The sequence below is a fragment of the Acinetobacter sp. C15 genome, from assembly GCF_013420645.1.
GTDB lineage: Bacteria > Pseudomonadota > Gammaproteobacteria > Pseudomonadales > Moraxellaceae > Acinetobacter > Acinetobacter indicus.
Genome location: NZ_VOXR01000006.1, coordinates 22,110 through 48,747, shown reverse-complemented (window position 1 = coordinate 48,747; position 26,638 = coordinate 22,110). Strand labels below are relative to the sequence as shown.

The window sequence follows — 26,638 nt, the reverse complement described above, 5'->3', positions numbered from 1 at the left end:
AATAAATGGCAATTAAGTCTGATCGTTGGATTCGCGAAATGAGCGAAAAACACGGCATGATTGAACCGTATGCACATAATCAGGTTCGATTTGATGAAAATGGCAACAAACTGATTTCCTATGGCGTTTCAAGTTATGGTTATGACGTCCGTTGTGCACGTGAATTTAAAGTATTCACCAATGTTCATTCTGCCATTGTTGATCCAAAAAACTTTGATGAAAAAAGCTTTATTGATATTGAATCGGATGTCTGCATTATTCCACCAAACTCGTTTGCCTTGGCGCGTACAGTTGAATATTTTCGTATCCCACGTAATGTTTTAACCGTATGTCTGGGCAAATCGACCTATGCGCGCTGCGGTATTATTGTCAATGTCACGCCGCTCGAACCAGAGTGGGAAGGGCATGTGACCTTGGAATTCTCTAATACCACCAACTTGCCTGCACGTATTTACGCAGGTGAAGGCGTTGCACAGATGCTGTTCTTTGAATCAGACGAAGTGTGTGAAACCTCCTATAAAGATCGTGGCGGTAAATATCAGGGCCAAACTGGGGTGACCTTACCGAAAGCCTGATAGTGGAAACTTAAAATAAAAACAAGCGAGCCGTTGTGCTCGCTTATTTTTTCTCCAATTCATTCATCGGAAATACGGGCTTTTTGGCCTGTATTTTTTGCAATTGATAAATTATTACGCATAATGAACAACAATTATGACTTGGTAATCGCATGTTTTTAAGGATAAAAACACATAAATAAATAGCCAAGTTCTGGATAAATAAAAGAATGATGCGGAGCATCTGGGAATAGGATGGTCGAGATGACTGAATATGGAATTGGCCTAAATTTTAGAAAAAGTTGCTTAGCTGCCTTGGTCGGGATGTTGCTAAGTTCTCCTGCATATGCTTTACAGAATCTATCCGATGAACATCTGGCAAATACCACAGGTGAAGGGATTGCCTTGCTTCCTGAAAATTTCAAAATGGTATTTCAGCGCCCGAATGATGTGTCTGCGGCATCAAGTTATACCCGTAATCTCGATAATCCGGAACAATATGACACCGGTTTTATTCGCATCATTCCGGTAGGTGAAAATTACGATAATTTAACCCTCAGTCAGACTGATGCTGCCAATCAGAGAACCAAAGCGGATATTTTTATTTATGGTCTGGCGCTCTCTGAAACCAATAACAATATGAACCAGCGCTATAGTAATCAGGGGTTTGATTGGGGCAGTGCTGCGAATCCCTGGTTATTTCGCGCTGGTACAGCCGAAAATATCCGTCAATTTGACAGTACGAATGCAGCGGCCGATATCAGTTATATTTCTTTAGAAGCTCCTTTGGCCAAAGTGGATGCTGATGATCAGGACAATAATATTAAACTTGGGCTTTGGTTAGATGCTTTTTCACGCAGCTGGAACTCAAGTAACAAGGTGGACCCAATTACGGGGGCACCTGTCACGACCGATGCGGTCAATGATCCTGACTTATTAAAAAATCAGCGAATTCGTTTGCAATTGGTGGCCAATGGTCTAAGCCTAAGTGGTTCACAGGTTCGACTGTTTCAAACCATGCCTTCTACCAATGCGGTAGAAAGTCAGACTTTAGGTATGGCCAGTCTTATCCGTCTGAATACCAATGATAATCCTGAAGCTCTAATTTATGAAAATACCCAGGCTAATAAAGAACTGCTCAATGCCAGAGGTTTGCGTATAAGTACAGCAACCCTCAATGATGGTACCGCGGTTACGCCTGCACTCGACCGTTCTTTAGCCCCAATTTTCCATGCTGAAGAGGGTTTGTATTTGTATAGCCCTAACATCAATTTAGTGCTCGGCAATATGCACCAACCGTTTATTTTGGGCTCGGAAGGTCAGAATATTATTTTAGAAGTGACCCGCATTCCGAATGTCCCTGAAATTTATAAACAGATTTATACCTATTATGCCGATATTGATGGTGATAACACCGAGATCAACCCTGCTGACTATAAAGGCTCAACCTGTAATGTTGCTTATTGTGGCTCTAATATTTCCCAAGTACTTTCAGGGGCAGGAACCACCAACTATCAGGGAACCAATGCAACACATAGCAGTATTTCAATTGGTAGTGTGACACGTGATCCGACCACGAATCTGTTAAAAGCCAACACTGCGAGTAATTCTACCGGTGTGGTATTTAGAAGTCCGCATGCAACTACAGCACCTGTAAACTTGGGCTCGGTGGCAATTGATGGTGTGCTGATCCAGCACTTGAAGTTTAAGACCACGGGACTATAAGAGGGAACTTGAGATGCTGAAAAAAATCTGTTTTCCACTGACCCTTTGTGTCAGTACATTCAGTTCTGCTCAACTGGTCAGTTTAAATCAAGATGAACTGTTAAATACGGTCGGGCAGGGCGGTGCCGATTTAAGCTGGACGCTTTCTTTAAACCATAAATATGCCAATGACATGAGTCTCAAGAATATTTCCGAACTCAGTAATGGTGAGGTCACTACGGCAAATTATCAGTATGAATGTAGCAATGATGTGTTATGCCGTTTTGCTTTTTCTCCCAATAATCATCGTGATGAAAATGGTCAGAAGTGGCTGGTGTTTAAACAGATTCAAGGCACGATTCAGATTGATAAATTCTCCTTGGAAGGCACCACCATTATTAATAAGGATAAAAATCCACAAACAGCGATGCTGCTTAAATTTTATGATCAGCATCCTCTGAAAATCAGGAATCTAGGTTTTGCGAGTCTGGCGGTTGAGTCAGGTAATGAAGGTTATTTAAACAATACCCGATATACCACCTATAACAATGGTTCTCAGGTTCCTTCATTTGATCAGGGACAGGAACAGGGATTTATGGGACTGAATGTTCATGGCAACTTGCATCTGTCAGGAGATATCAAAATTTTCAGTTATAACTGCTCAGGAGCTGCAACCAGCCGCTGTTAAGCGTTGGGATTTCAAAAGGACATTGAAATGAATAAAACAATAAAATTAAATGTACTTGCCTTATCTATCTGTTTAGCTCAGCAGGCATACGCACTACAGCCTATTTCTGATCGTAGTCTCAGTCAGGTGACAGGGCAGGATGGTATTTCTATTACCCATGAAGTTTCGAAGGTGACAATTGATCAATTGAACTGGGTGGACTATCACAATACCGGAAGTATGAAACTGGGGATGCATGATATTGAAGTGCTCAGCTCGGGGGGGCAGAATATTAAAAGTACCCTTGATGTTGACGTTGGTACCACAGCAAATGGTGTCGGTATGCATATCCAGGCGAGTATTTCACCATTTAAATCTACGGTTCAGAACATCATGCTCATTTGTGAGCCGAACTGTGGTGATAACCAAACGGATCAGAACCTGGGGTCTTTAAGCTTTCATACTATTTCACCACTACGTTTTAACTTAATTACCAGTAATGGATTATTTAACCGAAATGATCTGGCTCATTTAGATTTTGAGCTTAAAAATGCCAGTATTTCTTATGGTCTAAATGGCCAGAACCTGACCTTAAAAGATTTTAACTTTAACCTGTCTGCAGATGGGTATATGTATTTGGATCAGGATGAAGGGATTGTGCTGGCAACTAAAAACAGTCCTACTGGCCAAGACCATATTGTAAATTTAGGACGGGTAGAAGATCTGACCAATGTATCCGATAACCGGTCAGGAGCAACCAATCCAGGGGTGAATATCGATTTACGTTATGGTCCAGAGGGAAGCCAGAATAACCTGATTCGTATGGGAGCTTCTGGAGCAGTGACCAATGGTAAGCTCTTTATTAATGCCAACCAGGCTGGAATTGGGAAGTTTAATACGGTTAGTCGTAATTCAGGCGATTTGACTGAAACAACACGGCAAGCCGGTGGTTATGATATAGCAGGTCCGGGTGGTTTACATCTGGGTATGTCTGCCGAATTTACCCGAGAAGGCAACCCGCTACTCAATGGCAGGGCTCCGACTACACTCGAGATTGGGCATACAGGTACAGGCAGCTATGCAATTGAATTTTCTAACTTATCGCCACTTGCAGTACGTGATAGTAATAATGTTGATGACTTGACTAAACGCAACGCCTATATTGATTTTGGTGATATTTTTATTAATACCGTTCAGGCCAAATCTTTAAACTTTATTATCAATGAGAATATGCAAAAGGTGCTGGGCAGTAATACTCTAGAATTGATTTATAACATTAGCCCTGATCAGAATGCACAGAATTTAGCGCTTATTGCGGTGCGAGGCATGGACTTTCAGGCCATCGCGCGTAAGGCCAGATTCATTTCAGATAACTCGATTAATGCCATTACCGCAACTTCTGGCGAGTGGGGGATTGGTATTCCAATCTTTAACTTAAATACCAACCTGGCTTTGTATGCAAAAAATTATAGTCGTAATGGTGTTGACCGTTCTGGTTTAGGCTATAACCTGGCACTTTCGACGGAAGGCTATGGTATTGACCAGAAAACAGGCGCACCAAGTACAACCTCTATTCTGATTATTGATGGTGCGACCGGTAAATACAGTGGTGAAGAAGTCAACTATTATGCGGGCCTAAGAAATATAGATGCGTACCTGAAATCGGATGGGGTGATTGGTTTTGAAGAAGATGGTATTTATGTCAAGGCAGATAACTTGCTGCTGGCTGCAAAAGCTGAAATTGCAATTGGTCAGTTGCCTGGCTCTTTATATGACTGTGCTGAAGTGGAGTGCCAGAACCGGGTAGTTCCTATCGATAACTTTGCCAGAAAAGATGACATCTTGGCTTCTTTAGCCTTCAAGCTTGATGGTAAAGGTGAACTTATGATTATTCCTGGTCTTGAGTCCACGAATGCCACACCCGATACTAATTTTTTATCTTTAAAAGCAAATTTTGAATTTAATCCGATTGCAGAGACAGATAAAGATAATCCAAGTGTTTTGGGCAGTTATATCAGCCTGATTAATGAAGACCGGAATGGCGTCGGGACTAAAACCTCCAGTGTAAATTTAAACAAAATGCAAGGTCATGTTGGTTTAGATGCCCGTGTTCTAGTGAAACAAGATACGGTGGTCTTAGATAATCAGGTGAACTTTAATTATAAAGCGACAATGCAGTCTGGATTGGGACAAGCTTTTAAAGCAGAAATGGCGATGTCTCCATCTGGAACGATGCAAAAAATTGCTGATTTTGCCATTCCTGGTGGCAATATGCGTAGCACTTTAGGGATCACACCACGCTAAGTAGATGAAATTGGCTTAAGGATTTGAGTATGAAAAAAACAATAATGTGGGCTCTTATAGGTTCAGCTTTATCCATGACGAACACAAGTCATGCCTTATCTGTGCTTGAAGATGCTGAATTATCGGATGTGACAGGACAGGCTTTACTTAATTTAGAAATGCAAATGGGTGAAGATACAAGAGATGCTTTAAATAACACTTATAATCAATCGAATATTAGCTTTTATAAGTTAGGTTTAAGTGCCGAAATGGAGCTGAATGCGAATATTAAAAAACTACAACTGGGTTGTGGTGGAGTTAACAACTCACTTATTTCAAATACCTGTGATATTGATATCGATAATATTTCTTTAAGTGGTTTACCTGCAAGTACTGATTACACAGCAGATCAGCGGGCAGCAAGTTCTGCAATCATTACTAACCCTTTTATTCAGTTTGCAATTAGAAATGGAAATTCAACAGCAACTCGCGAAATATTGGGTTTTCGTATAAGTGCTGAAAAAATCGCCGGTTTAATGACGTTAGGTACTGAAAATAGCAATGTTCCGAATGGTATTAATACTTTTAGCGGTTATATGAAAACTAAAACAGCCTCAGGTGTTGCGATTACAGAAGAACGTAATATGGCCTATGCTGATACAGGTATGAAAATTAAAGGTGAAGTATCAGGTGGTCTGGGGTTTGGTAATTGTGGTGGATTCCTTAACCCTTGTTTAGATATTGAGTACGAGTCAGACCAGTATAATTTAAAATTAAGTTCTACAAATGCTCCTTTTACTATTCAGTCTACTGTGGTTTCGGGTACGCGATTAACAGATGTTAAATTGAAAGGAGCAGGGACGGTTGGCCAAATTAACTTTGAGGGACCATTAACAGCAACTGTTTTAGGTTTTTTAAATTTAGAAAAACAGGTAACGGGTAATATTACGGGATTAACAACAGATATTACTGTATCTCAAGACCTTGGCCTGATTCATGCGTTATATTTAAATAACCCTGCCTCTCTTTCTTTGCAAGCTGAGAATATTTTGTGGCCTGGTGCTTCAGTGGGGGCAAATAGAGGTTGGTGGCTTGCTCTGGAAGATGAGGTTGAATTAGGAAGTTTAAGTCCAACTACTAAAGTTGCAATTAGTAATGCTGTACTTCAGCAGACAATTAATGGAATTAATGCAGATTTAACAAATAATCCAAGAGCATGTGGTAACTTGTTAACGGGGTGTATAGGTGGTGATGCTTTAGAGGTCGGAAATATTCCTTTGACAACTGATCTGGATTTTCCTTTAACAAATCTGGTCTTGCAGGGGCAGGAGTTTAAATCAAACTGCTACGGTGGTATGAAATTCTGCTAAGCCTTAAAACTAAAAAATCCCGCTGAAGCGGGATTTTTTATAAGCCAAGATTTATTATTTTGCGAGCTTCGCCAATAACTCATCTTTGCTTAAGTTGGTTGATTCAGCATCACGGCGACCTTTATATTCAAAAGTACCCGCATCTAAGCCTTTTTCACCAATCACAATACGGTGTGGAATACCGGTTAACTCCAGATCAGAGAATTTCACTCCTGGGCGTTCATTACGGTCATCCAGTAGTACATCATAACCGGCAGCACTTAATTCTGCATATAAGGCTTCTGCAGCTTCTAATGTGCGCGGTGACTTGTGTGCATTCATTGGTACAATTGCGACTTCAAATGGAGCAATGGCAGCTGGCCAGATAATCCCTTTCTCATCGTAATTCTGTTCAATTGCAGAAGCCACGACACGGGTCACACCAATACCATAACAGCCCATGGTTACTACAAATGGTTTGCCATCTTCGCCTAACACTTTACAGTTCAGTGCTTCAGAATATTTTTGGCCCAGCTGGAAAATATGGCCCACTTCAATTCCGCGTTTAATTTGAAGTACACCTTTACCATCTGGAGATGGATCGCCTTCCACCACATTACGAAGATCATAGACCTCAGTAAACTGTGCATCACGCTCCCAGTTCACACCCGTAGCGTGTTGATCTGCGGCGTTGGCACCTGCAACAAAGTCAGACAAGACAGAAGCAGCACGATCGACAATCACGGTCATGCCTTTTTCAACTAGACCTTGTGGGCCCACAAAACCAGTGGTCAGGCCAAGCGCAGCAATTTGCTCTTCAGTGGCGAAGGTTAATGGCGCTGCAATTAAAGGATGCTTTTCAGCTTTAATTTCATTCAGTTCATGGTCGCCGCGCAGGAACAGGGCAATCACCGGAACAGTGCCATTTTCATCGGCAATGCCTTGTACCAGTAAAGCTTTAACAGAATGTGCAGGATCCGTACCGAGGAAGCTTGATACATCCGCGATGGTCTTTTGATTTGGAGTATCTACAACAGTTAAGGCTTGGCTTGGCGCTGCGCGCTCACCGACCAGAATCGCTTCCGCCATTTCAATATTGGCTGCGTAATCTGATTCAGTCGAGAAGGCGATATCATCTTCACCGCTGTCTGCCAGGACGTGGAATTCATGGGAACCTGAACCACCAATTGAGCCGGTATCGGCCTGTACCGGACGGAAATCCAGACCAAGACGGCTAAAGATCCGGCAGTAGGTGTCATACATGACATCATAGGTTTCTTGCAAAGAAGCCTGATCAACGTGGAAAGAATAGGCATCTTTCATGATGAATTCACGTGAACGCATCACCCCGAAACGTGGACGGATTTCGTCACGGAATTTGGTCTGAATCTGGTAGAAGTTCATTGGCAGCTGTTTGTAACTTTTCAGTTCAGTGCGTGCCAGATCGGTAATCACTTCTTCATGGGTTGGGCCCAGCACAAATGGGTTGTTGTGACGGTCGGTAAAACGCAGTAATTCCGGACCATATTGCACATAACGGCCCGATTCTTCCCACAAAGATGCAGGCTGAGTCACTGGCATAAAGGTTTCTAAAGCGCCGGCGCGGTTCATTTCTTCACGGACAATCGCTTCGACTTTATTTAATACGCGTACCCCCATCGGCAACCAGGTATACAGACCTGAAGCCAATTTACGGATCATCCCCGCACGTAACATGAGCTGATGTGAAATCACTTCAGCATCATTTGGGGTTTCTCTTAACGTAGCAAACAAAAAGCGACTCGCGCGCATGGAAACTGTCCTGATAATTAATCGTGAAAGCAGAGATTATACGATAAAAAAATGAGGTGAACATTCGGAATGTCACCTCATTGTGTTTTCTTCTGACTCAAGACATCAGTTTGCGGCTTTGGCGCAGCATGAAATTCTTGAAATCATCCAGATAGGTGAAGATGACGGGCACCACCACCAGCGTGAGCAGGGTCGAGGTAATCACCCCGCCAATTACCGCATGGGCCATGGGCGCACTCTGTTCGCCGCCTTCACCCAGACCGAGTGCCAGCGGGACCATGCCCATTACCATGGCAGACGTGGTCATTAGAATCGGGCGTAAACGGGTTTTACCGGCCTGAATAATCGCCTCATAACGCGGCTCACCTCTGTCCATGGCCTTTTTAATAAAGTCGATCAGCAAGATGGCATTCTTGGTGACCAGTCCCATCAGCATGATAATCCCGATAATCGAGAACAGGTTCATGGTGGAGTTCAGCAGGAACAGCGCCAAAAACACCCCAATCAGCGACAGTGGCAACGAGGCCATAATCGCAGCTGGGTGAATAAAGCTGTTAAATTGCGAGCCCAGCACAATGTAAATAAACACAATCGACAGGGTGATGGCGGTCAGTGCATAACCCGCAGATTCAGCCATATCGGCATTGGAACCTTGGGTATCGAAGCTGTAACCCGGCGGCAATTCAAAGTTATTTTGAATGGCTTCAATGTCCCGGCCAATATCACCAGCTGGGCGACCTGCGGTATTGGCTTCAACCAGAACCTCACGAGCCAGATCACGACGGTTAATTTGTGAGGCACCAAGATTTTCTTCAAAGCTGGCCACACTGGCCAACGGCACCAGAATGGCTTGACCATTGGCATCGGTTTTTTGTGAGGTCAGCGACATTTGCTGGACATCACTCGGCAGGCTGCGGCGGTCTTCAGTCAGACGGACATTTACATCATAGGTTTCGCCGTTTTCATCTTGCCAGGTGGTGACGTCATCGCCGGCAATTAGCGGACGAATTACGTTGGCAATCTGGTTCACAGACAGGCCTAAATCACTGGCCAGTACCCGGTTGATCTGCACTTCCAGTGTTGGTTTCGGTTCTTTCAGGGAGCTTTCCAGGTCGACAATGCCATCTACCTTGGCAATTTCCAGCATAAAGCGGTCGGAAATCTGTTGTAGCTGGTTTAAATCCGGCCCTTTAATCGAAATCATCACCGGTTTTTGCCCGCCCGATACGGTTTCATCTGCCGAGGCCACCGAGGTGACACGAATGCCAGCCACGGTTTGCAGGCGTTCACGGAATTCATTATTCAGGTCAGTCAGGGTTTGTTCACGCTCATTGCGCGGCGTAACACGTACGCGTAAATTGACATGGTTTTTACCGCGGTCAGTCAGACTGTTAACCGAACCATAGGTAGAAATAACCTGTGGATGCTGGCGAATAATCTGATCGACCTGTTTCAGTTTGGCTTGTGAATATTCCAGCGAGGCATCCACCGGAGTTTCAAATTTAATCCGGATTTCACCTTTGTCCGGTACCGGTACAAATTCGGTACCAATCAGTTTGGATAAACCGAGTGCGCCAAATAACGAGGCCACCGCAATCAGCAGGGTAATCAGACGGAACCGTAAAGCCAGTTTCAGCAGCTTTTCATAGATATGACTAAGATTGTCCAGTTTGGTGGAAATCCAGTTCAGAAAACGTTTCACCCGGCCTGGCTGTTTGTTGGGGTTCTTACGCTCGGCCCAGTGTGCCGACAGCATCGGGTCCAGGGTAAAGCTAACAAACATGGAAATCAGAACTGCGGTACTTACCGTGACCCCAAACTGATAGAAGAAACGGCCAATAATCCCGCCCATAAAGGCCACCGGCAGGAATACTGCGACAATGGTCAGGGTGGTGGCCAGAACCGCCAGCCCAATTTCTTTGGTGCCATCCAGTGCTGCGGTAACGTGGTCTTTGCCCATGTCGGCATGACGGACAATATTTTCCCGCACCACAATCGCGTCATCAATTAGCAGACCAATACTTAAAGACAGGGCCAGCAAGGTCATCATGTTGATGGTAAAACCAAAGGCCCAGATAAAGGTCAATGTGCCGAGCAGGGCAATTGGCAGGGTCAGGCCGGTAATGGCGGTGGAGCGGAACGAGCCTAAAAACAGCAGGACGATCAGTACTGCCAGTGCTGCACCTTCAATAATGGTGCGGGCCACATCACGGATACTGCCGCGAATGCCTTTGGAACTGTCGACCACCACTTTGGCTGTGGTGCCCTCAGGCAATTGTTGCTGAAGGTCATCCAGCACTTTATAGGTGTTATCGACCACCTCAATGACATTAGAATCTGAACTGCGCAGAATATCCACCGCAACCGCAGTTTTGCCATCTAAAAAGGCACTGGACTCTAGCTCGGCCTGGCTATCCTGAATGTCAGCGACCTGTTTCAGATAAATCGGTGCACCATTTTTATTGGCAATAATCAGGTCCCCAAAGGCCAGCGGATGGATAACCTTGGAGTTAATTTCAACCACCAGCTCGCTGTTGGCCTGTTTCAGGGTGCCACCCGGCACTTCAATATTTTCTGCTTTTAAGGTGTTGATGACCTGATCTACACCAATCCCGAAACTTTGCAGTTTTTCCGGCTGTACTTCAATCCGGATCTGGCGCTGCGCATCACCGAGTAAATTGACCGTTCCCACCCCCGGTACGGTGCGCAGTTGCGGCACAATACGCTGGTCCAGATAAGCACTTAAATCACGCAGCGACATCTGCTCGGATTCAAACACAATCGACATAATCGCGTTGGCCGTCGGGTCGTACCGCTCCACCACCGGGTCCTGGATTTCATCGCGGAATTCGGCGGTGACGCTGGCAATTTTATCGCGTACATCCTGCGCTGCTACGGCAGAAGATACATCCAGATTGAACTCGGCAATAATGGTGGAAAGGCCCTCACTGGACTGGGAAATTACCTGTTTGAGACCGGAAATGGTATTGATCTGATCTTCCATTTTCTTGGTAATTTCAGATTCAACCGTTTCCGGCGAGGCGCCCGGATAGTTGGTATAGACCACCACAAACGGAAAATCGACATCCGGAAATTCTTCAACGCCCATACGCTGCCAGGAAGCCAGACCCAGCACCATCAGACACAGCATCATCATGACCGTAAAAACGGGATATTTGACACTAATTCGGGTAAACCACATAGTTTTCTATCCTGAGGCGTTTTCGGCGGTCTGGCTGATGCTGACCGGTTGCTGTTCATTCTGCGGACTAAACTTGACCCGACTCACTAAATCGCCGGCCTGCAATCCGCTTACAATGGCGGTATTGTCACTATAGCGCTGCTCGAGCACGTGAATATCAACCCGGACAATCTTGTTCTGGCGAATGGCCCAGACATAAGGTTTGTTTTGTATATCCTGAATGGTGTCTAAAGGAATCAGCTGACCAGAAATCGAGTTGGATGAAACAATATTGCCTTCAACAAAGGCACCGATGCTGAGCGAGTTGATGGATTCATTGGGTGTGGCAAAAAACTCGATCTGACGGCTGGCCAGATCGGCAATTGGAGATATCCGGCTTAAGGTGGCGGTCAGCTGGGCCGGATTGCCCTGAATTTTATATTCAATCTTTTGGCCGACCTTGAGTGCAGACTGCTGGTCACTTGGCAGTTTGGCCTGAATTTCCAGCCGGTCCGGATTGACTATTTCAAACAGGGTCTGGCCGGCAGAAACCGTCTGGCCGGGTTCAACCTGACGCTGGGTAATCACGCCGCTAATCGGGCTGAGAATGGTGCCATCGCGATCGGCTTTTTCGGCAATATCGACATTGGCCTGCTGGGCACGGACATTTTCCAGCTGGGCACGATAATCGACCTGACTTTGTTCATATTCAACTTTGGAAATAAAGCCCTGATTCAGCAGGCGACGTTTACGCTCCATCATCACCCGGGCCTGATTGGCTTGTGCCTGCGTGGAGGCAAGGTTGGCGCGTGCTTGCGCCAGACGCGCGGCATTATCCTGATTGTTTAAACGGACCAGCACCTGACCTTTGCTAACCCGCTGGCCCACTTGCGCATTGACTGCACTGGCGGTGGCAGTGACCTGTGCTTGAATGCTGCTGTGTTGTACTGCGCGAATAGTGCCGGTAAAGGCAGTTTTGGACACCGAGTCGCCGGTTTGCACGGCCACCACATCATCCTGAATCAGTTCAATGGTTTCTGCTTCGCTACGGGCCTGTTCAGGTTCTGAGTTCTGGCAGGCGGTCAGCAGCAGGCACAGGCAAAGTGTACTGAGGCCGAGTAGGGGCGTATGAAAACGGGTAGAAGTATGTGATATACGCGGTGCTGGTCGCATGCATATTTATCCTTATTTTTCTTGTCACATGACAATTCAATTAAAAACTTCACTTTATTCAAGTGCTTTTAAGCGAGTAATAATTCTGTCGTATTCTGCCTGTGTTTTTCGATAGCTCGTTTGTAACGATTGAATCTGCTGTCTTTTCTGATTTAAGTTAGTCAGGTTGTTGTTTAAATTATTTTTCAGCTGTTCCGGGACCGGTTTGACTTTGCGCAGATATTCCATTTCCTGACGTTTAAACACAATCCGGTCATTCTGTAATTGTTTTAACTGTTCCTGCTGAAAGGCAATCTGCTTTTTAATATGCGCCAGCGCATTGTCATGTTGCTGGGTGGCAATATGACTGTTGGTATAGGCCTGTTTTAGTTTTAAATCCTGCTCGCGCTGACGGGCCTGCGCGGCACGTTGTGGCGCCTGACGGGCATCGGTTTCGCTATTATAGGGACGCGCACGCTGAATCACCTGCATGTTGCGGTCCAGTGCTTCATAGCCATAGCGGATATGGTTTGGCGTAACATTGCTGCTGATATTGGCCACGCCGTTTTTATCGTAGTAGCGATACCAGGCCGGCTTGTTATCGGTATTGGCAGACAGCTGTCCTATCTGTAAAGCCAGCAGCAAGCCCAGCAACGATTGACTGAACAATGATGTATGCGCCCTTTTTGTGAGAGCTTTTTGAAAAAAAGTACGCACAAGCTTCCCCGAGATAAAGTTGACTAATTTACTTATTTTTAAGTCTTTAAACTGTTATATTAGACCAGAATCAGAAATTTAAAAAATACAATAGACAAAAAAAAATCAATGGTCATGGAAAAGTGTGAAGCAGTTATACAAAGTTTCTATAAAGTGTAGGTTTGGGCAAAAACTGTTCATTGAAACCTAAAGTAAAGATATGTTAAAAATAACCATAATTATGTAAATAAAATTCTACTACACCGAATTGCTTGTACAAACAAAATGGGAAGGGTCATTAAATGGACGATAAACTCCAAAATCTAAAAGTCATGGTGATTGATGATTCAAAAACCATTCGTCGTACAGCTGAAACTTTATTACAGCGTGAAGGCTATGAAGTGGTCACTGCCGTCGACGGTTTTGAAGCATTGTCTAAAATTGCCGATGCAAATCCGGATATCGTTTTTGTTGACATCATGATGCCACGTCTAGATGGCTATCAAACCTGCGCATTAATTAAAAACTCGCAAAACTACCAGAATATTCCAGTCATCATGCTGTCCAGTAAAGATGGTCTGTTCGATCAGGCCAAAGGCCGCGTGGTGGGTTCAGATGAATATTTAACCAAACCTTTTAGTAAAGATGAGCTTTTAAACGCGATTCGTAATCACGTAAGCGCATAACTCGGGGAATATAAAGATGGCACGTATTTTAATTGTAGATGATTCTCCAACAGAAACATTCCGCTTCAAAGAAATTCTGACCAAGCATGGTTTTGAAGTGCTTGAAGCAGCCAATGGTGCAGACGGGGTGACCATGGCACAGGCCGAGCTTCCTGACTTGGTGCTGATGGATGTGGTGATGCCGGGTGTAAACGGTTTCCAGGCAACCCGTCAAATTGCCCGTGGGGATACCACCAAGCATATTCCAATTGTGATCGTGAGTACCAAAGACCAAGCCACTGACCGCGTTTGGGGGAAACGTCAGGGTGCCAGCGATTATCTGACTAAACCTGTAGATGAACAACAATTAATAGACGTTATTAATCAACACCTGAATGCAGGATAACTTATGGCCGCAAATGGATTTATCGAATTACTTCGGTTGTCTAAACGGGGAAATAAAAACTACGTTACAACTGAAAATGAAGTAAACCGATGGTCTGGCATTGCGTTTGAGATGATGGGGCAATATTTCGTTGCCCCGTTGGGGGAAGTCACTGAGGTTATCTATCCACCAAAATATACGCCGGTACCCAACACCCAGAACTGGGTCATGGGGCTGGCCAATATCCGGGGCCGATTACTCTCAGTTTCAGACTTGGCACATTATGTTTCTGGACATAGCAGTGCTTATTCACCGACTCAAAAAGTAATGTGTATTAGTCATCAAGACCATTATGTCGGTTTGGTTGTAGATCAAGTTTTGGGGATCCAACACTTTAATAAGAAAAGTTTCTTTTCTAAACACAATGATTTAGATAGTAATTTACAAGAATATTGTCAGGGATATTTCCACCAGCATAACCAGCAATGGCATATTTTCTTATTTAGTCGTTTATTGCAAAACCCAAAATTTATGAACGCATCTATAAAATTTATAAATTAACTATCGCGTACGCATATATAAAGGCGAAAATCGGGGAGAAGCTGCATGGGCTTTAAACTTAAAAAGAAAAACTCAAGCGATGGAACCAACCGCAAAAGCGGTTCGGCATCGGTCGCAAAATTACAGACGCAAATTGACCAGTTTGCGGGTGTATTCGGTGATACCAATAAATCAAAGCCACTTATTTTCATTGCCGCAGTTGCGCTGTTGGTCTCGATTATCAGTCTTTTGTCTTTATTCTATAGCGTACCGCGTACCAACCAGTTAACCCAGAGTCTGGGTGAATTGCGTTTGTTATCGCAGACCATTTCACGTCAGGCCACTGAAGCCACTGCTTCAGGCACCAAAGAATCGATCCAGAAGCTGACCCAGTCACAACAAAGCTTTAAAGACAACCTGGAAACGGTAAAAGATATTGGCAGTAACTCGGCCGAGCTGGAAAAAGTCGAAGCCGACTGGGCCAAAGTTTCTCAGAATATTGATGCGATCAGCTCGCAACAGGCCATTATTAGCAAACTGTATGACACCAACATCGCGATCAGTGAAACCATTCCGGGGATTCAGGCCGAATATAACCTGATGGTTGACCAGATGGCACGTCAGGACATGCCAAGTAGCCAGGTGGTTATTGCCAAGAACCAGGTGTTCATTGCAGAACGTATCCTGCGTTCAATCAGCTCGGTATTAACCGGTTCAGAAAACTCGCGTGAATCTGCCGATGACTTCAGTGCCGATACCGAAACATTCGGTGCTTACTTAAATGCCCAGCTGAACGGTAGTGCAGAGCTCGGTGTACAGCGTATTTCGGACCCAGGCCTGCGTGAAGCTTTAGAAGGCATCCAGTTTGAATATGATGACGTTTTAAAATCTGCATCGGCAACGGTATTAAATAACTCGGCGCAGATTGTACGTGTACGTCAGGCTGCATCGGACATTTTCAGTCAGTCAGATGAGCTGTTAAACCAGTTAAACAAATTATCTAGCGGTGCAGGCCCGGCAGTCATTATTCCGGCCGTACTGTTAATTGCCAGCTTATTGGTCTTCCTGGTACTGGTATTCAAATTACTGACTTTACGTAGTCAATCCGATAAACAACGTGTAACCCGTCTGCAAGACGAATATGACCGTAACCAGAATGCGATTTTACGTTTACTGGATGAAATTGCCGACCTGGCAGATGGTGACTTACGTTCATACGCGACCGTATCGGAAGACTTTACCGGTGCGATTGCCGACTCGATTAACTTCGCAATTGACCAGTTACGTGACCTGGTATCGCGTATTCATGAAACTTCTCACGAAGTAGCGCGTTATACCGCCAATACTCAGGAAATTACCAACCAGCTGGCCGAAGCATCTGAACACCAGGCGCAGGAAATTGCCGGTGCATCTGCCGCGATTAACGAAATGGCGATGTCGATTGACCAGGTATCTGCCAACGCCGAAGAATCTGCAGCGGTTGCGGAACGTTCAGTACAAATTGCATCGAATGGTGCGGAAGTTGTAAACCGTTCAATTCAGGGTATGGATATCATTCGTGAGCAGATTCAGGAAACCTCGAAACGTATTAAACGTCTGGGTGAATCTTCGCAGGAAATTGGTAACATCGTTGCCCTGATTAACGATATTGCCGACCAGACCAACATTCTGGCCTTAAACGCAGCAATTCAGGCGTCGATGGCCGGTGAAGCAGGTCGTGGTTTCGCGGTCGTAGCCGACGAAGTACAGCGTCTTGCGGAACGTTCAGCATCTGCAACCAAGCAGATTGAAACGCTGGTTAAAACCATTCAGACCGATACCAACGAAGCGGTAATTTCGATGGAACAAACCACCTCTGAGGTTGTTCGTGGTGCGAACTTGACCAAGGATGCCGGTGTGGCACTGGATGAAATTCAGACGGTATCGAATAACCTGGCGAAACTGATTGCCAACATTTCTGACGCTGCGAAACTGCAGTCGGCTTCGGCGGGTCATATTGCGACCACGATGAACGTCGTACAGGAAATTACCTCGCAAACCACGACAGCAACCTTCGATACGGCACGTTCGGTCTCTGAACTGGCCAGCATGGCAGAATCATTACGTGAATCTGTAACCGACTTTAAACTTCCAGACTAAGGAAGCCACAGAGAGCTTCTTTCGGGAAGCTCTCTGTTTTACACAGATCAAGCCAAGCATCGACAAGATCAGCTTAACTTCAGGGTTAGGTTATACGTGATGGTTACAATTAAGTTTGAGTGCCGCTGGGCGCTGAAAACATAAGAAGCCTTAGCTATGAAAGAAATATTAAAAAATTTAGTTGAAACGACTGCGCTTCCTGAAGATAGTTATCTTGATCAAGATGCAGAAATTCTAGAAATTTTTGTTGAAGAAATTGAAGAAATCTTCGTTGAGCTAAAAGACCTGTTGGCTCAATGGGCCACGCAGCCTAACGATCAGGAAACGCTAACCACCATTCGCCGTCATTTTCATACCTTAAAAGGTTCTGGACGCATGGTTGGTGCCAAGTCGGCAGGAGAGCTGGCCTGGACGGTTGAAGATACCTTAAACCGGGTCATTTACGGTAGCCTGACCCTGTCAGCGCAGGTGCAGCAGTTTGCAACCGCGGTGGCGAACGTCTTTGAATACAAACTTTATCCAAGCTTTAAACATGCTCAGCCGATGGCACTAGACCTGCGTCCATTGGTGCTATTAGGACAACAATTACAACAAAATTTAAGTCCTGAACCGGCTTTAGAAGAGCTGTTACAACTGGCAAGCAGCCTAAGGTCCAGCGACAGTATCACCGGTCTGGAGTTTGATACAGCAAGTACTGATGAGCAGGTTGCTGCAGACACCGAGCTGGCTGTGGCTGATAGTGTTGAAGAAGATCCGCTAGCAGCTGAAACACTGGCCATCTTTATTGAAGAAGCGGAAGAACACCTGTTAACAGTGGATCGCTTCCTGGCACATGATGAGCTGAAAACCCAAGATTACAATGGCCTGATTCGTGCCCTGCATACCTTGCGCGGCAGTTCATCCATGGCACACATCGAGCAGATTTTTGATGCCAGCTCCAAGGTCGAAAACCTGTTCAAGACCCTGTTACAGGATGAAATTGAATCGACCTCTAAAGAAACCGCACTGTTGCTGCAATATGCTGAATTTGTGCGGGATTATCTGCATCTGTTGCCGCAGAATGACAGTGCCGGCATGGACCGGATTTATCAGACTTTCAATACTGCATGGCAGAACTATGGCTTTAGCCTGGAAGATGTTGATGAATCAGTGAATCCGCAAGGTCTGGTATCCAAGCTGATTGAACTGAATATTGATCAGTTGCTCGATGCTGAGTTCGAATTTGACCAGCGCGCGCAGGCTGAATATCCGGAATATATCCAGACCCTGAGCCATCAGGCGAAGCTGCTGGTAGAGCGTACCGATAACCGCGCCTCTCAGGGTATTCATGATTTTACCCAGGAATTACAACTGGCCTATGCGGCCTTGCTGGATAAGCCAAGCTTGCTGCATAGCGATTATGCCTTTGAATTATTTGGACAGGCGCATCAGGAATTTATCCATCTGTTTGATACCCTGGCTGCCGGACAACGCGTCAGCTTAAGCGAAGACGCCCAGCAGATCATCAATAACCTGAGTGCCTTTGTACAGCAGGATATTGAAGCGCTAAGCTCAGAAACTGGCACCACAGAAGCTGTCACCGAAACGGCTGAAACCGGTGCAGGGCTGAATCTGGCCGTATTGTCACAGCGTCTGGAAGCTGACCGTCAATACATGGATAGCGCTGAGGCCAATAAGGACTTTGATCCAGATCTGCTGGACATTTTCCTGGAAGAGGCCGAAGAGTTACTTACGGGTATTGACCAGGATGTTAACAGCTGGAGTCAGGACCCGAGCAATACTGCTGCGCTGAACAATCTGATGCGCCATTTGCACACCTTAAAAGGTGGCGCCAACATGATTGCAGCCAGCCATATCGGTCTGATTGCGCACCATTTAGAAACCATTTATGAGCGCATCATTAACCGTCAAATGAATGCATCAACCGCACTGATCCAGATTATCCGTCTGGTTCAGGACAATATTGCGGACCGTATCCAGACCATCCGTGAACAGCAAGTCGATTATCCGGCGCAAGAATCACTGGCGATTCTGGAAAATATTAGCGAACTGGCCCAGGGTCAACTGGTTGAAGCTGAATCGCTGGCAGTGGCGGCTGAAGCGACCTCTAGCGCAGATGTACAACAGTCTGATGCAGCTGCACTTGAGTTTGAACTGGAACAGCCAGCACCTGCAGAAACAGCCTATGCTGCGCCTGAAGATGAGCAGCAGCCAGATATTAGCAGCGAACCGGTACTGGAAGATGCACCGACTCTGGCCGAGCAAACCATCCCTACAGACGCGGTATCTACTACTGAAAATGACGGTGAAGACAATCTGCATTCGATTGTGGAAGAAACCTTCCTGGAAGAAGCCGAGGAACTGCTCGACACCACAGAAAGCCTGTTAAAGCAGTGGTTTGACCATCGTAGTGACCGAAGTATTTTGCTGCAGTTACAACGTGCTGCGCACAGTCTAAAAGGCGGCGCGCGTATGGCTGAAATCGAGCCGGTGGCCGTGATTGCTTATCAGCTGGAAAATACCTTTGAACAGTTTGCGGTGCATCAGTTTAATTCCAATGCTTATGATGCCTTGCTCAACACCACTGTGGTCTGGTTAAAAGAAGCCATCTTCCAGCGTGATTACAGCAATTTTGACAGCCTGAAAGCTAGCCTGGAGTCGATTGAATACGTCAATGCGACGGCACAGCTGCCAGAACGCTTTAATGCTACCGATTTGCTGGCACCAAGCAAAACCTTCGAATTTGTACAGGGTGATGGTGCCGAGCCGCCATCCATGCAGGGCGAATGGAGCGAAACCGCACAGCTGGATAACAGCAATGAGATGATCCGTATTTCGGCTGATCTGGTTGAGAAGATGATTGACCTGTCGGGTGAAAACGCGATTAACCGCTCGCGAATCGAGATGGAGCTGGGTCAGCTGGGCGGTACCCTGAATGAAATGGAATTGGCGATTAAACGTCTGGCCGATCAGTTACGCCGAATGGAAGGCGAGCTGGAAAGCCAGATTATTGCCAAACATGGTGATGAACATTCACGCTATACCGACTTCGACCCGCTGGAGATGGACCAATATTCATCCTTGAACCAGCTGTCGAAATCGTTGGCGGAATCGGCGTCGGACTTGGTGGACTTTAAGACCACGCTGGCGGACAAGATTCGTGATGCCGAAGGTCTGTTACTGCAACAATCGCGGATTCAGGCAGAAATTCAGGAAAGCCTGATGCGCACCCGTCTGGTACCGTTCTCGCGCATGTTGCCACGTTTACAGCGGATTGTGCGTCAGACTTCATCGACCTTAAACCGTCCTGCCGAGCTGGTGGTACACAATACCGAAGGCGAGCTGGACCGGACCATTCTGGAACGCCTGATTTCACCATTTGAACACATGTTGCGTAATGCGGTGGACCATGGCCTGGAAGATGCCGCTGTACGTAAACAGGCAGCGAAGCCGGAAGTGGGCCAGATTGAGCTGAACATCGGCCGTCAGGGTACCGATGTACTGATTAGCTTTACCGATGATGGTAAGGGGATTGATGAAACCAAAATTCACGCCAAAGCCCTGAGCCTTGGCCTGATTCAGCCAGAGCAGCAGCTGGACAAGAAAGAAATCCTGCAGCTGATTTTCCATCCGGGCTTTAGTACCGCACAAGCCGTGACCCAGATTTCAGGTCGTGGCGTCGGTCTGGATGTGGTGCAAAGCGAAATTAAAGCGCTGGGCGGCCATGTCGAGGTCGATTCTGAACTCGGTAAAGGCACCACCTTCAGTATTCGCGTACCGACCACAGTGGCGGTATCCGATGCCCTGATGGTAAAAGTTGGCGATCAGCAGTTCGCAATTCCATTGGCGCAAATTGACCGTATTGTACGAATTTCACCTTCTGCACTGGAAAGTTACTTCAGCAGCAAAGATGACTACTTCAAGATTGATCAGCAAAACTATAAGTTGCGCTATCTGTCCGAGTTTGTCGCTAATCAGCCATTGCCGCGTTTAAGCAATATCGCGCATTCATTGCCGGTGCTGCTGATTAAAGGCAATACCGGTCAGACCATTGCCTTACTGGTCGATCAGCTGATTGGTTCGCGTGGCCAGATTGTGATGAAACCGATTGGGCAGCAGTTCTCCAGCGTGGGCTCGATTGCCGGCGCGACCATTCTCGGTGATGGTCAGGTCTGTCTGATTCTGGATGGTCAGAATATTGCCCGTCAGATTCAGGCAACCCAGCGCATCAAGCATGTGATGGAACCGCGTGAAGTACAGCGTCGTGATACCCGTCGTCTGGTGATGATTGTGGATGACTCGGTGACCGTACGTAAGGTCACGTCACGTCTGCTCGAACGTCAGGGCTTTGATGTGGTCACGGCCAAAGACGGTGTCGATGCGATTGAGCAGCTGGAAAATGTTAAACCGGATCTGATGCTGCTGGATATTGAAATGCCGCGTATGGATGGCTTTGAGGTGACCAACCTGGTACGCCACCATGACATCCATCGTGACTTGCCAATTATCATGATTACCTCGCGTACCGGTGAAAAACACCGCGAACGTGCCTTTAGCTTGGGGGTAACGCACTATATGGGTAAACCGTTCCAGGAAGCAGAATTGCTTGCCAATATTGAAAACATTTTGCATAGCAGTGAGGCTAAAGCATGAGTCAAAGCAACAGCACCAGCAAAATCGACCAGATTAGCCAGCAGGAACTGCAACATCTGATTACCGTTTCGACCGGTTTTATTGATGCCTATATTGTGGAATGTCATGATCAGGAAGATATGCTGATTCCGCAGAATATTGTCCTGTCGGCGCTGGACAGTTCTACCGCAGTCGATCATGTCGAGTGGCATGATCTAAAACTGCCGGTATATCGTGTTACCCATCCAGAGCAAAATCAGGGCGTTGCCTTGGTGATTGAAGGCGATGAAATTGACCAGCGTTTTGCCCTGATGTGTAATGCCATGCCAAAAACCATCCGTCTGCGTATTTCGGAAGTGGTTGATGATGAGCGTGAAGGCCAACATCCGGCGGTATTCCAGTATGTGCGTATGGGTGAGCAGGTATTCCATGTCCCGAATCTGGCACATATTCAGGCCAGTCTGGGTTTGAATAGCTAATTTAACAGTTGGCAACAGACACAAAAAAAGGAACTCCGCGGAGTTCCTTTTTTATGCAACAGCAAAAAATTAAGTCAGCAGGCCTTCAAGAATCTGCTCATAAATTTCAGCCAGTGGCTCTAAATCATCAATATTCACGTGTTCATTGATCTGGTGAATGGTCGCGTTCAGCACACCGAGTTCCAGCACTTGTGCACCGGTTGGCGCGATAAAGCGGCCATCTGATGTTCCGCCCGAAGTAGACAGTTCAGTTTCAACACCGGTCACATTGCGAATTGCATTTTTGGCGGCATTCACCAGTTCACCAACTGGGGTCAGGAATGGTAAACCGGACAGTGTCCATTGAATGTCATAGTTCAGTTGATGACGGTCCAGAATTTCCAGTACCCGGGCTTTGAGCTGCTCAGCAGTCACTTCCGTCGAGTAACGGAAGTTAAAGGTCACGGTCATGGTGCCCGGTACCACGTTGGTTGCACCGGTACCGGCCTGAATATTCGACACCTGGAAAGAGGTGGCCGGGAAGTATTCGTTGCCATTGTCCCAAACGGTTTCGCACAGTTCAGCCAGCGCTTTAGAGGCAGTATGAATCGGGTTAATTGCCAGATGCGGATAAGCCACATGGCCCTGTTTGCCTTTCACGGTTAATACCGCATTTAATGAACCGCGACGGCCATTTTTGACAATATCACCCAGACGATGGGTGCTTGATGGTTCACCGACCAGACACCAGTCCATTTTTTCATTACGTGCTTCCAGGGTTTCAACCACCTTTACGGTACCGTTAATGGATGGACCTTCTTCATCTGAGGTAATTAAGAACGCAATTGAGCCTTTATGATCTGGATGTTTGGCCACAAAGCGTTCTGAAGCCACCACCATGGCTGCCAATGCCGTTTTCATATCGGCACTACCGCGGCCATAGAGCTTGCCATCACGAATTTCTGGAGCAAACGGGTCAGAATGCCAGGCATCTAAACTACCGGTAGGGACCACATCGGTATGACCGGCAAAACAGAACACCGGGCCTTCTGTGCCTTTACGCGCCCAAAGATTATCGACATCTTCAAAACGCATTGATTCAATATTAAAGCCAATCTTTTTTAAGCGTTCCGCCATGATGTCTTGGCAGTTATGATCAACAGGTGTTACGGAAGGTTGACGTAATAACTGTAAGCTGAGCTCGAGCGTATCTGAGTGGTTCATGGCTTTGGAATCATGCAAAAAATTTGCCCCTATAATAGGGGAATCATGCCGAGAAGGGGAGTTTTTAATATAAAAAAACCTTATCAGGAGATAAGGTTTTTGCCGGGAATTTGCATTGAAATTTGATTATTGACGGATTTCGTCCTGAGTTTTTTCAGCCGTATTACTTACCGCATTACCTGCTGAAGAGACATCTTCACCTAGACCTTTTACTGTATTACAACCAGTCAGAACAAACATCATTAGTAATGAAGTCGCTAGAATTTTTTTCATCATCATCTCCGTATCATTAAGCATAAATTATTCTGATGTGAAAATTAGAGTAAGAAATATACAGCCAAAAAAATATAGTGCTTTGATTGTGGTTGAGTAATTAAATGTTGTTCAAAGATAGGCTTTTAGTCCAATAGTGCTGATAACAGGCATCCATCAGCACCGGGTTACGATACATATAAAATGCAGACTGGTCCTGATTCAGATATAAGCCATTGCTCCAGAATGCGTTGGCTGAACTGCTTGGACTGGCATGTGGGCAAATCCATTCATGCCGTTGCAGTCGGTAAAAATCCTGATGATTTTTCGGCAAATGCTGGCCCCAGGTGCCAATTCTGCGCTCGGGATTGACCCAGTCAGGAAGAGCCTGTGCAGTGGTATGTTCAGGCAGATACAGCTGGCCTTTTAACACGGCAAAGCGCTGTTGAATGGTGTGACCTTGCGCCTGCTGAAACTGAAACTGCTTTTGGGTAAAGTGGGTTAACTTGCGCAATAAGGTGTCGCTGCGGTTCAGCCCATACCAGTAGGGTAGGCTCAAATCACGTTCGGCCAGATAATATTTGAGTGCTACTTCCCAATGTTCAACTTGCTGGTGATTATGGTTTAGCAGCAGAAAATCGAGTTCGCCCGTGGTGCGTGGTCCATCAATTATCTGAATACTATGCCCGAGCAATTCATAAGGATGATAGTCACGCTCGGTCAGCCAGAACCAGAGCAGCATTTCAAACCGCAGCCCTAGCCGGGTACTTTTGAGCTGGCTTAAAAAATCTTCCAGTGCAGCCGGATGCTGGTCTAAATGCTTCAGCCGGCTTTGATAATGATCAAAGTGCTGCAACCAGCAGTCTGTGGGATGAAAATCAAAGCCATAACGCTGCTCCAGTGCTGGTGGCAGCTGCTGTAAAATGTTGGGACTGGCCACGCTAAAGGCCAGTTGCCGCACCAGCGGATTGCGGAAATTTAACCAGGGTTCAGCAGAAATATCAGTAAAGGTGTTAGGCGACATCAGTAAATCCATGGTTAAACAGCAGAATTACAACGAAGAAAAGTTTAAAAACGCTTTATACTAGCGCAATTCGACGGGTAGGGTTGCGGTATGAGAGTATTGTTTTGGCGAAGTTTGGTGGTGATTTTTGTCATCCTCGGCTTCATTGGTGCAGTGTTGCCCGGTATGCCAACAACAGTCTTTCTGATTTTAGCGGCCTGGGCCGCGTCCAAAGGCTGGCCGCAAATGGATGCCTGGTTGCTGAACCATCCCAAATATGGCCAGACCTTAAGAGACTGGCGTGCCAATGGCACCGTACCGCGTAAAGCCAAATGGTTTGCCACCATCATGATGCTGATCAGTGCCTGCATCATGTTATTTACCACGGCTCCGCTGGCCGTCAAAATTTTTACCAACCTGACCATGTTTGTGGTGGCAATCTGGTTATGGCTACGTCCTGAACCTGTTGTTGTCACTCCACCAAAGGTAAAGCAAGAATGATCTACCCTCTACATGCTGCGGATATTCTGGTCGATTTATCTGAGCAGACCTTATATCTACCAAAACACAATAAACTGTATGTGGTGTCTACCGGTGAAAAGGGCATTGGTGAAGCAGAAAATAGTGGCAAAACCCCACGTGGCTGGCATCAGGTGGCCCTCAAGTTTGGTGCAGATGCGCCGGAAAATACCGTGTTTATTGCCCGTCAGCCAACGGGTGAAATTTATGATGATGAGCTGGCCGAACAGTTTCCTGAACGTGACTGGATTTTGTCCCGTATTTTATGGCTATCAGGGCTGGAGGATGGTTTTAACCAGGGCGCTGGCTGTGACACCTTTAAACGTTATATTTATTTGCATGGCACGCCAGATACCGAACCGATGGGCATTCCCAAGTCACATGGCTGTATCCGGATGCGCAATCGCGACATTATCGAGCTGTTCGAGCTGATTCCAGAACAGGCATTGGTGTATTTGTCCGAAAAGCGGCTGGATTTTAGCCCCTTGGCCATTGAACCACAGCCATAAGACTTAAGCCTGAATTTTACTGGCATTTTTTACAGATAAAAAATAAAAATGTGCAGGCGAGCAGGGGGGGGAATTGCAAGAAATTTCTTCTATTCTCAAGTGGGCTAAAAATAAAATTTTTTGAATAAAGTCAAATAACATACAGAATTTGTTTGTTTTTCTAGCGAATCACTTATTTTTTAATCACTCAGTCATAAAAAAGTGAAAACTGGCAGAAAAGCGTTTGACAGGCGGTAAAGATTCTCTATAATGCACCTCACAAACGATGAAGACGTTAAGGGTGCTTAGCTCAGTTGGTAGAGCGTCTGCCTTACAAGCAGAATGTCGGCGGTTCGATCCCGTCAGCGCCCACCAAGCCTTTACGTTAAAGATTCTTACGTGCAGCGGTAGTTCAGTTGGTTAGAATACCGGCCTGTCACGCCGGGGGTCGCGGGTTCGAGCCCCGTCCGCTGCGCCACTTAAGCTTCTTTAATATTCGTTTGAACCACAATAGTGACTTTGTGTAAGTGCAGCGGTAGTTCAGTTGGTTAGAATACCGGCCTGTCACGCCGGGGGTCGCGGGTTCGAGCCCCGTCCGCTGCGCCATTTACATAAAATGCTTTTGAGGGCGCTTAGCTCAGTTGGTAGAGCGTCTGCCTTACAAGCAGAATGTCGGCGGTTCGATCCCGTCAGCGCCCACCATGATTCTTTTGCGATGCAGCGGTAGTTCAGTTGGTTAGAATACCGGCCTGTCACGCCGGGGGTCGCGGGTTCGAGCCCCGTCCGCTGCGCCATCTCAAAGAATAGCCCTATAAGTTTCCTGAGCTTATAGTGGAATCAAGATTGACAATCTTAATCAGGGCGCTTAGCTCAGTTGGTAGAGCGTCTGCCTTACAAGCAGAATGTCGGCGGTTCGATCCCGTCAGCGCCCACCATATTCAAGCTGTAAAGCTTAA

General features: G+C 46.2%; 20 protein-coding genes and 6 tRNA genes. 19 read left to right on the top strand and 7 right to left on the bottom strand.

What is annotated here, in order from left to right; all coding sequences use genetic code 11:
* Positions 1-5 precede the first annotated feature (5 nt).
* The 5 genes from dcd (at position 6) to FTT63_RS03940 (ending at position 6,578) form a co-directional block, all read left to right on the top strand.
* A complete protein-coding gene (gene dcd / locus FTT63_RS03960) occupies positions 6-575 on the top strand; it encodes a dCTP deaminase (protein ID WP_005179553.1) in 570 nt (189 codons plus the stop codon).
* Between the two features lie 243 nt (positions 576-818).
* Positions 819-2,279: a hypothetical protein gene (locus FTT63_RS03955; protein WP_104487475.1), complete on the top strand. Its 1,461-nt coding sequence runs from the start codon at positions 819-821 to the stop codon at positions 2,277-2,279.
* A 13-nt stretch (positions 2,280-2,292) separates the two neighbouring features.
* Complete coding sequence (locus FTT63_RS03950) at positions 2,293-2,946, top strand: hypothetical protein (protein ID WP_016659341.1); 654 nt, start codon at positions 2,293-2,295, stop codon at positions 2,944-2,946.
* A 27-nt stretch (positions 2,947-2,973) separates the two neighbouring features.
* A complete protein-coding gene (locus tag FTT63_RS03945; RefSeq protein ID WP_127798612.1) occupies positions 2,974-5,229 on the top strand; it encodes a DUF6160 family protein in 2,256 nt (751 codons plus the stop codon).
* Between the two features lie 29 nt (positions 5,230-5,258).
* Positions 5,259-6,578, top strand: a complete 1,320-nt coding sequence (locus FTT63_RS03940) for a hypothetical protein (protein ID WP_127801596.1) — start codon at positions 5,259-5,261, stop codon at positions 6,576-6,578.
* A 54-nt stretch (positions 6,579-6,632) separates the two neighbouring features.
* Here the strand turns inward: FTT63_RS03940 and FTT63_RS03935 are convergent, their stop codons facing one another.
* The 4 genes from FTT63_RS03935 to FTT63_RS03920 all read right to left on the bottom strand — a co-directional run bounded on the left by FTT63_RS03935 (position 6,633) and on the right by FTT63_RS03920 (position 13,398).
* Complete coding sequence (locus FTT63_RS03935; RefSeq protein ID WP_127801595.1) at positions 6,633-8,348, bottom strand: proline--tRNA ligase; 1,716 nt, start codon at positions 8,346-8,348, stop codon at positions 6,633-6,635.
* Positions 8,349-8,445: 97 nt separating this feature from the next.
* A complete protein-coding gene (locus FTT63_RS03930) occupies positions 8,446-11,550 on the bottom strand; it encodes an efflux RND transporter permease subunit (RefSeq protein ID WP_127801594.1) in 3,105 nt (1,034 codons plus the stop codon).
* A 6-nt stretch (positions 11,551-11,556) separates the two neighbouring features.
* A complete protein-coding gene (locus tag FTT63_RS03925; RefSeq protein ID WP_127798604.1) occupies positions 11,557-12,702 on the bottom strand; it encodes an efflux RND transporter periplasmic adaptor subunit in 1,146 nt (381 codons plus the stop codon).
* A gap of 54 nt (positions 12,703-12,756) precedes the next feature.
* The gene (locus tag FTT63_RS03920) at positions 12,757-13,398 is read right to left on the bottom strand and encodes a hypothetical protein (protein ID WP_180192002.1); all 642 of its coding nucleotides are present in this window, start codon (positions 13,396-13,398) and stop codon (positions 12,757-12,759) included.
* A gap of 281 nt (positions 13,399-13,679) precedes the next feature.
* On the opposite strand from FTT63_RS03920, the gene pilG reads away from it, so the two are divergent.
* The 6 genes from pilG to FTT63_RS03890 all read left to right on the top strand — a co-directional run bounded on the left by pilG (position 13,680) and on the right by FTT63_RS03890 (position 22,217).
* Positions 13,680-14,063 (top strand): twitching motility response regulator PilG, encoded by a 384-nt coding sequence (pilG, locus tag FTT63_RS03915; RefSeq protein ID WP_005179541.1) that lies wholly within the window; start codon positions 13,680-13,682, stop codon positions 14,061-14,063.
* A 16-nt stretch (positions 14,064-14,079) separates the two neighbouring features.
* Complete coding sequence (locus FTT63_RS03910) at positions 14,080-14,448, top strand: PleD family two-component system response regulator (RefSeq protein WP_005179539.1); 369 nt, start codon at positions 14,080-14,082, stop codon at positions 14,446-14,448.
* Positions 14,449-14,451: 3 nt separating this feature from the next.
* Positions 14,452-14,988: a chemotaxis protein CheW gene (locus FTT63_RS03905; protein WP_005179538.1), complete on the top strand. Its 537-nt coding sequence runs from the start codon at positions 14,452-14,454 to the stop codon at positions 14,986-14,988.
* Positions 14,989-15,033: 45 nt separating this feature from the next.
* Positions 15,034-17,106: a methyl-accepting chemotaxis protein gene (locus FTT63_RS03900; protein ID WP_127798596.1), complete on the top strand. Its 2,073-nt coding sequence runs from the start codon at positions 15,034-15,036 to the stop codon at positions 17,104-17,106.
* Between the two features lie 156 nt (positions 17,107-17,262).
* Positions 17,263-21,759 (top strand): Hpt domain-containing protein, encoded by a 4,497-nt coding sequence (locus FTT63_RS03895; RefSeq protein WP_127798594.1) that lies wholly within the window; start codon positions 17,263-17,265, stop codon positions 21,757-21,759.
* Entirely contained in the window at positions 21,756-22,217 is a 462-nt protein-coding gene (locus FTT63_RS03890; protein WP_075167114.1) for a hypothetical protein, read from the top strand. The genes FTT63_RS03895 and FTT63_RS03890 overlap by 4 nt, the downstream gene beginning before the upstream one ends.
* A 69-nt stretch (positions 22,218-22,286) precedes the next feature.
* Here the strand turns inward: FTT63_RS03890 and dapE are convergent, their stop codons facing one another.
* From dapE to FTT63_RS03875, 3 genes are all read right to left on the bottom strand, one after another.
* Positions 22,287-23,420, bottom strand: coding sequence for a succinyl-diaminopimelate desuccinylase (dapE, locus tag FTT63_RS03885; RefSeq protein ID WP_005179534.1), 1,134 nt, complete (start codon positions 23,418-23,420; stop codon positions 22,287-22,289).
* A 126-nt stretch (positions 23,421-23,546) separates the two neighbouring features.
* Positions 23,547-23,693, bottom strand: coding sequence for an entericidin A/B family lipoprotein (locus FTT63_RS03880; RefSeq protein ID WP_005179532.1), 147 nt, complete (start codon positions 23,691-23,693; stop codon positions 23,547-23,549).
* 100 nt (positions 23,694-23,793) lie between these two features.
* Positions 23,794-24,696 carry a DUF1853 family protein gene (locus tag FTT63_RS03875; RefSeq protein WP_005179530.1) on the bottom strand — a complete coding sequence of 301 codons (903 nt, stop codon included), beginning with the start codon at positions 24,694-24,696 and terminating at the stop codon, positions 23,794-23,796.
* Positions 24,697-24,786: 90 nt separating this feature from the next.
* Here FTT63_RS03875 and FTT63_RS03870 point away from each other — a divergent pair, with 90 nt between their 5' ends.
* The 8 genes from FTT63_RS03870 (at position 24,787) to FTT63_RS03835 (ending at position 26,617) form a co-directional block, all read left to right on the top strand.
* Complete coding sequence (locus FTT63_RS03870; protein ID WP_075167111.1) at positions 24,787-25,176, top strand: YbaN family protein; 390 nt, start codon at positions 24,787-24,789, stop codon at positions 25,174-25,176.
* On the top strand, positions 25,173-25,703 hold the full coding sequence (gene elsL, locus FTT63_RS03865) for a cell wall-recycling L,D-carboxypeptidase ElsL (RefSeq protein WP_104488696.1): 531 nt from the start codon (positions 25,173-25,175) through the stop codon (positions 25,701-25,703). The genes FTT63_RS03870 and elsL overlap by 4 nt, the downstream gene beginning before the upstream one ends.
* Positions 25,704-25,981: 278 nt before the next feature.
* A tRNA-Val gene (locus FTT63_RS03860) sits at positions 25,982-26,057 on the top strand.
* Between the two features lie 26 nt (positions 26,058-26,083).
* Positions 26,084-26,160: transfer RNA gene (locus FTT63_RS03855), tRNA-Asp, on the top strand.
* Between the two features lie 51 nt (positions 26,161-26,211).
* Positions 26,212-26,288, top strand: a tRNA-Asp gene (locus FTT63_RS03850).
* Between the two features lie 20 nt (positions 26,289-26,308).
* A tRNA-Val gene (locus tag FTT63_RS03845) sits at positions 26,309-26,384 on the top strand.
* Positions 26,385-26,399: 15 nt separating this feature from the next.
* Positions 26,400-26,476: transfer RNA gene (locus FTT63_RS03840), tRNA-Asp, on the top strand.
* A gap of 65 nt (positions 26,477-26,541) precedes the next feature.
* Positions 26,542-26,617: transfer RNA gene (locus FTT63_RS03835), tRNA-Val, on the top strand.
* Positions 26,618-26,638 lie beyond the last annotated feature (21 nt).

Coding starts and splice junctions, on each gene's coding strand:
- dcd (WP_005179553.1), top strand. CDS start 6: ATGGCAATTAAGTCTGATCGTTGGATTCGCGAAATGAGCGAAAAACAC.
- FTT63_RS03955 (WP_104487475.1), top strand. CDS start 819: ATGACTGAATATGGAATTGGCCTAAATTTTAGAAAAAGTTGCTTAGCT.
- FTT63_RS03950 (WP_016659341.1), top strand. CDS start 2,293: ATGCTGAAAAAAATCTGTTTTCCACTGACCCTTTGTGTCAGTACATTC.
- FTT63_RS03945 (WP_127798612.1), top strand. CDS start 2,974: ATGAATAAAACAATAAAATTAAATGTACTTGCCTTATCTATCTGTTTA.
- FTT63_RS03940 (WP_127801596.1), top strand. CDS start 5,259: ATGAAAAAAACAATAATGTGGGCTCTTATAGGTTCAGCTTTATCCATG.
- FTT63_RS03935 (WP_127801595.1), bottom strand. CDS start 8,348: ATGCGCGCGAGTCGCTTTTTGTTTGCTACGTTAAGAGAAACCCCAAAT.
- FTT63_RS03930 (WP_127801594.1), bottom strand. CDS start 11,550: ATGTGGTTTACCCGAATTAGTGTCAAATATCCCGTTTTTACGGTCATG.
- FTT63_RS03925 (WP_127798604.1), bottom strand. CDS start 12,702: ATGCGACCAGCACCGCGTATATCACATACTTCTACCCGTTTTCATACG.
- pilG (WP_005179541.1), top strand. CDS start 13,680: ATGGACGATAAACTCCAAAATCTAAAAGTCATGGTGATTGATGATTCA.
- FTT63_RS03910 (WP_005179539.1), top strand. CDS start 14,080: ATGGCACGTATTTTAATTGTAGATGATTCTCCAACAGAAACATTCCGC.
- FTT63_RS03905 (WP_005179538.1), top strand. CDS start 14,452: ATGGCCGCAAATGGATTTATCGAATTACTTCGGTTGTCTAAACGGGGA.
- FTT63_RS03900 (WP_127798596.1), top strand. CDS start 15,034: ATGGGCTTTAAACTTAAAAAGAAAAACTCAAGCGATGGAACCAACCGC.
- FTT63_RS03895 (WP_127798594.1), top strand. CDS start 17,263: ATGAAAGAAATATTAAAAAATTTAGTTGAAACGACTGCGCTTCCTGAA.
- FTT63_RS03890 (WP_075167114.1), top strand. CDS start 21,756: ATGAGTCAAAGCAACAGCACCAGCAAAATCGACCAGATTAGCCAGCAG.
- dapE (WP_005179534.1), bottom strand. CDS start 23,420: ATGAACCACTCAGATACGCTCGAGCTCAGCTTACAGTTATTACGTCAA.
- FTT63_RS03880 (WP_005179532.1), bottom strand. CDS start 23,693: ATGAAAAAAATTCTAGCGACTTCATTACTAATGATGTTTGTTCTGACT.
- FTT63_RS03875 (WP_005179530.1), bottom strand. CDS start 24,696: ATGTCGCCTAACACCTTTACTGATATTTCTGCTGAACCCTGGTTAAAT.
- FTT63_RS03870 (WP_075167111.1), top strand. CDS start 24,787: ATGAGAGTATTGTTTTGGCGAAGTTTGGTGGTGATTTTTGTCATCCTC.
- elsL (WP_104488696.1), top strand. CDS start 25,173: ATGATCTACCCTCTACATGCTGCGGATATTCTGGTCGATTTATCTGAG.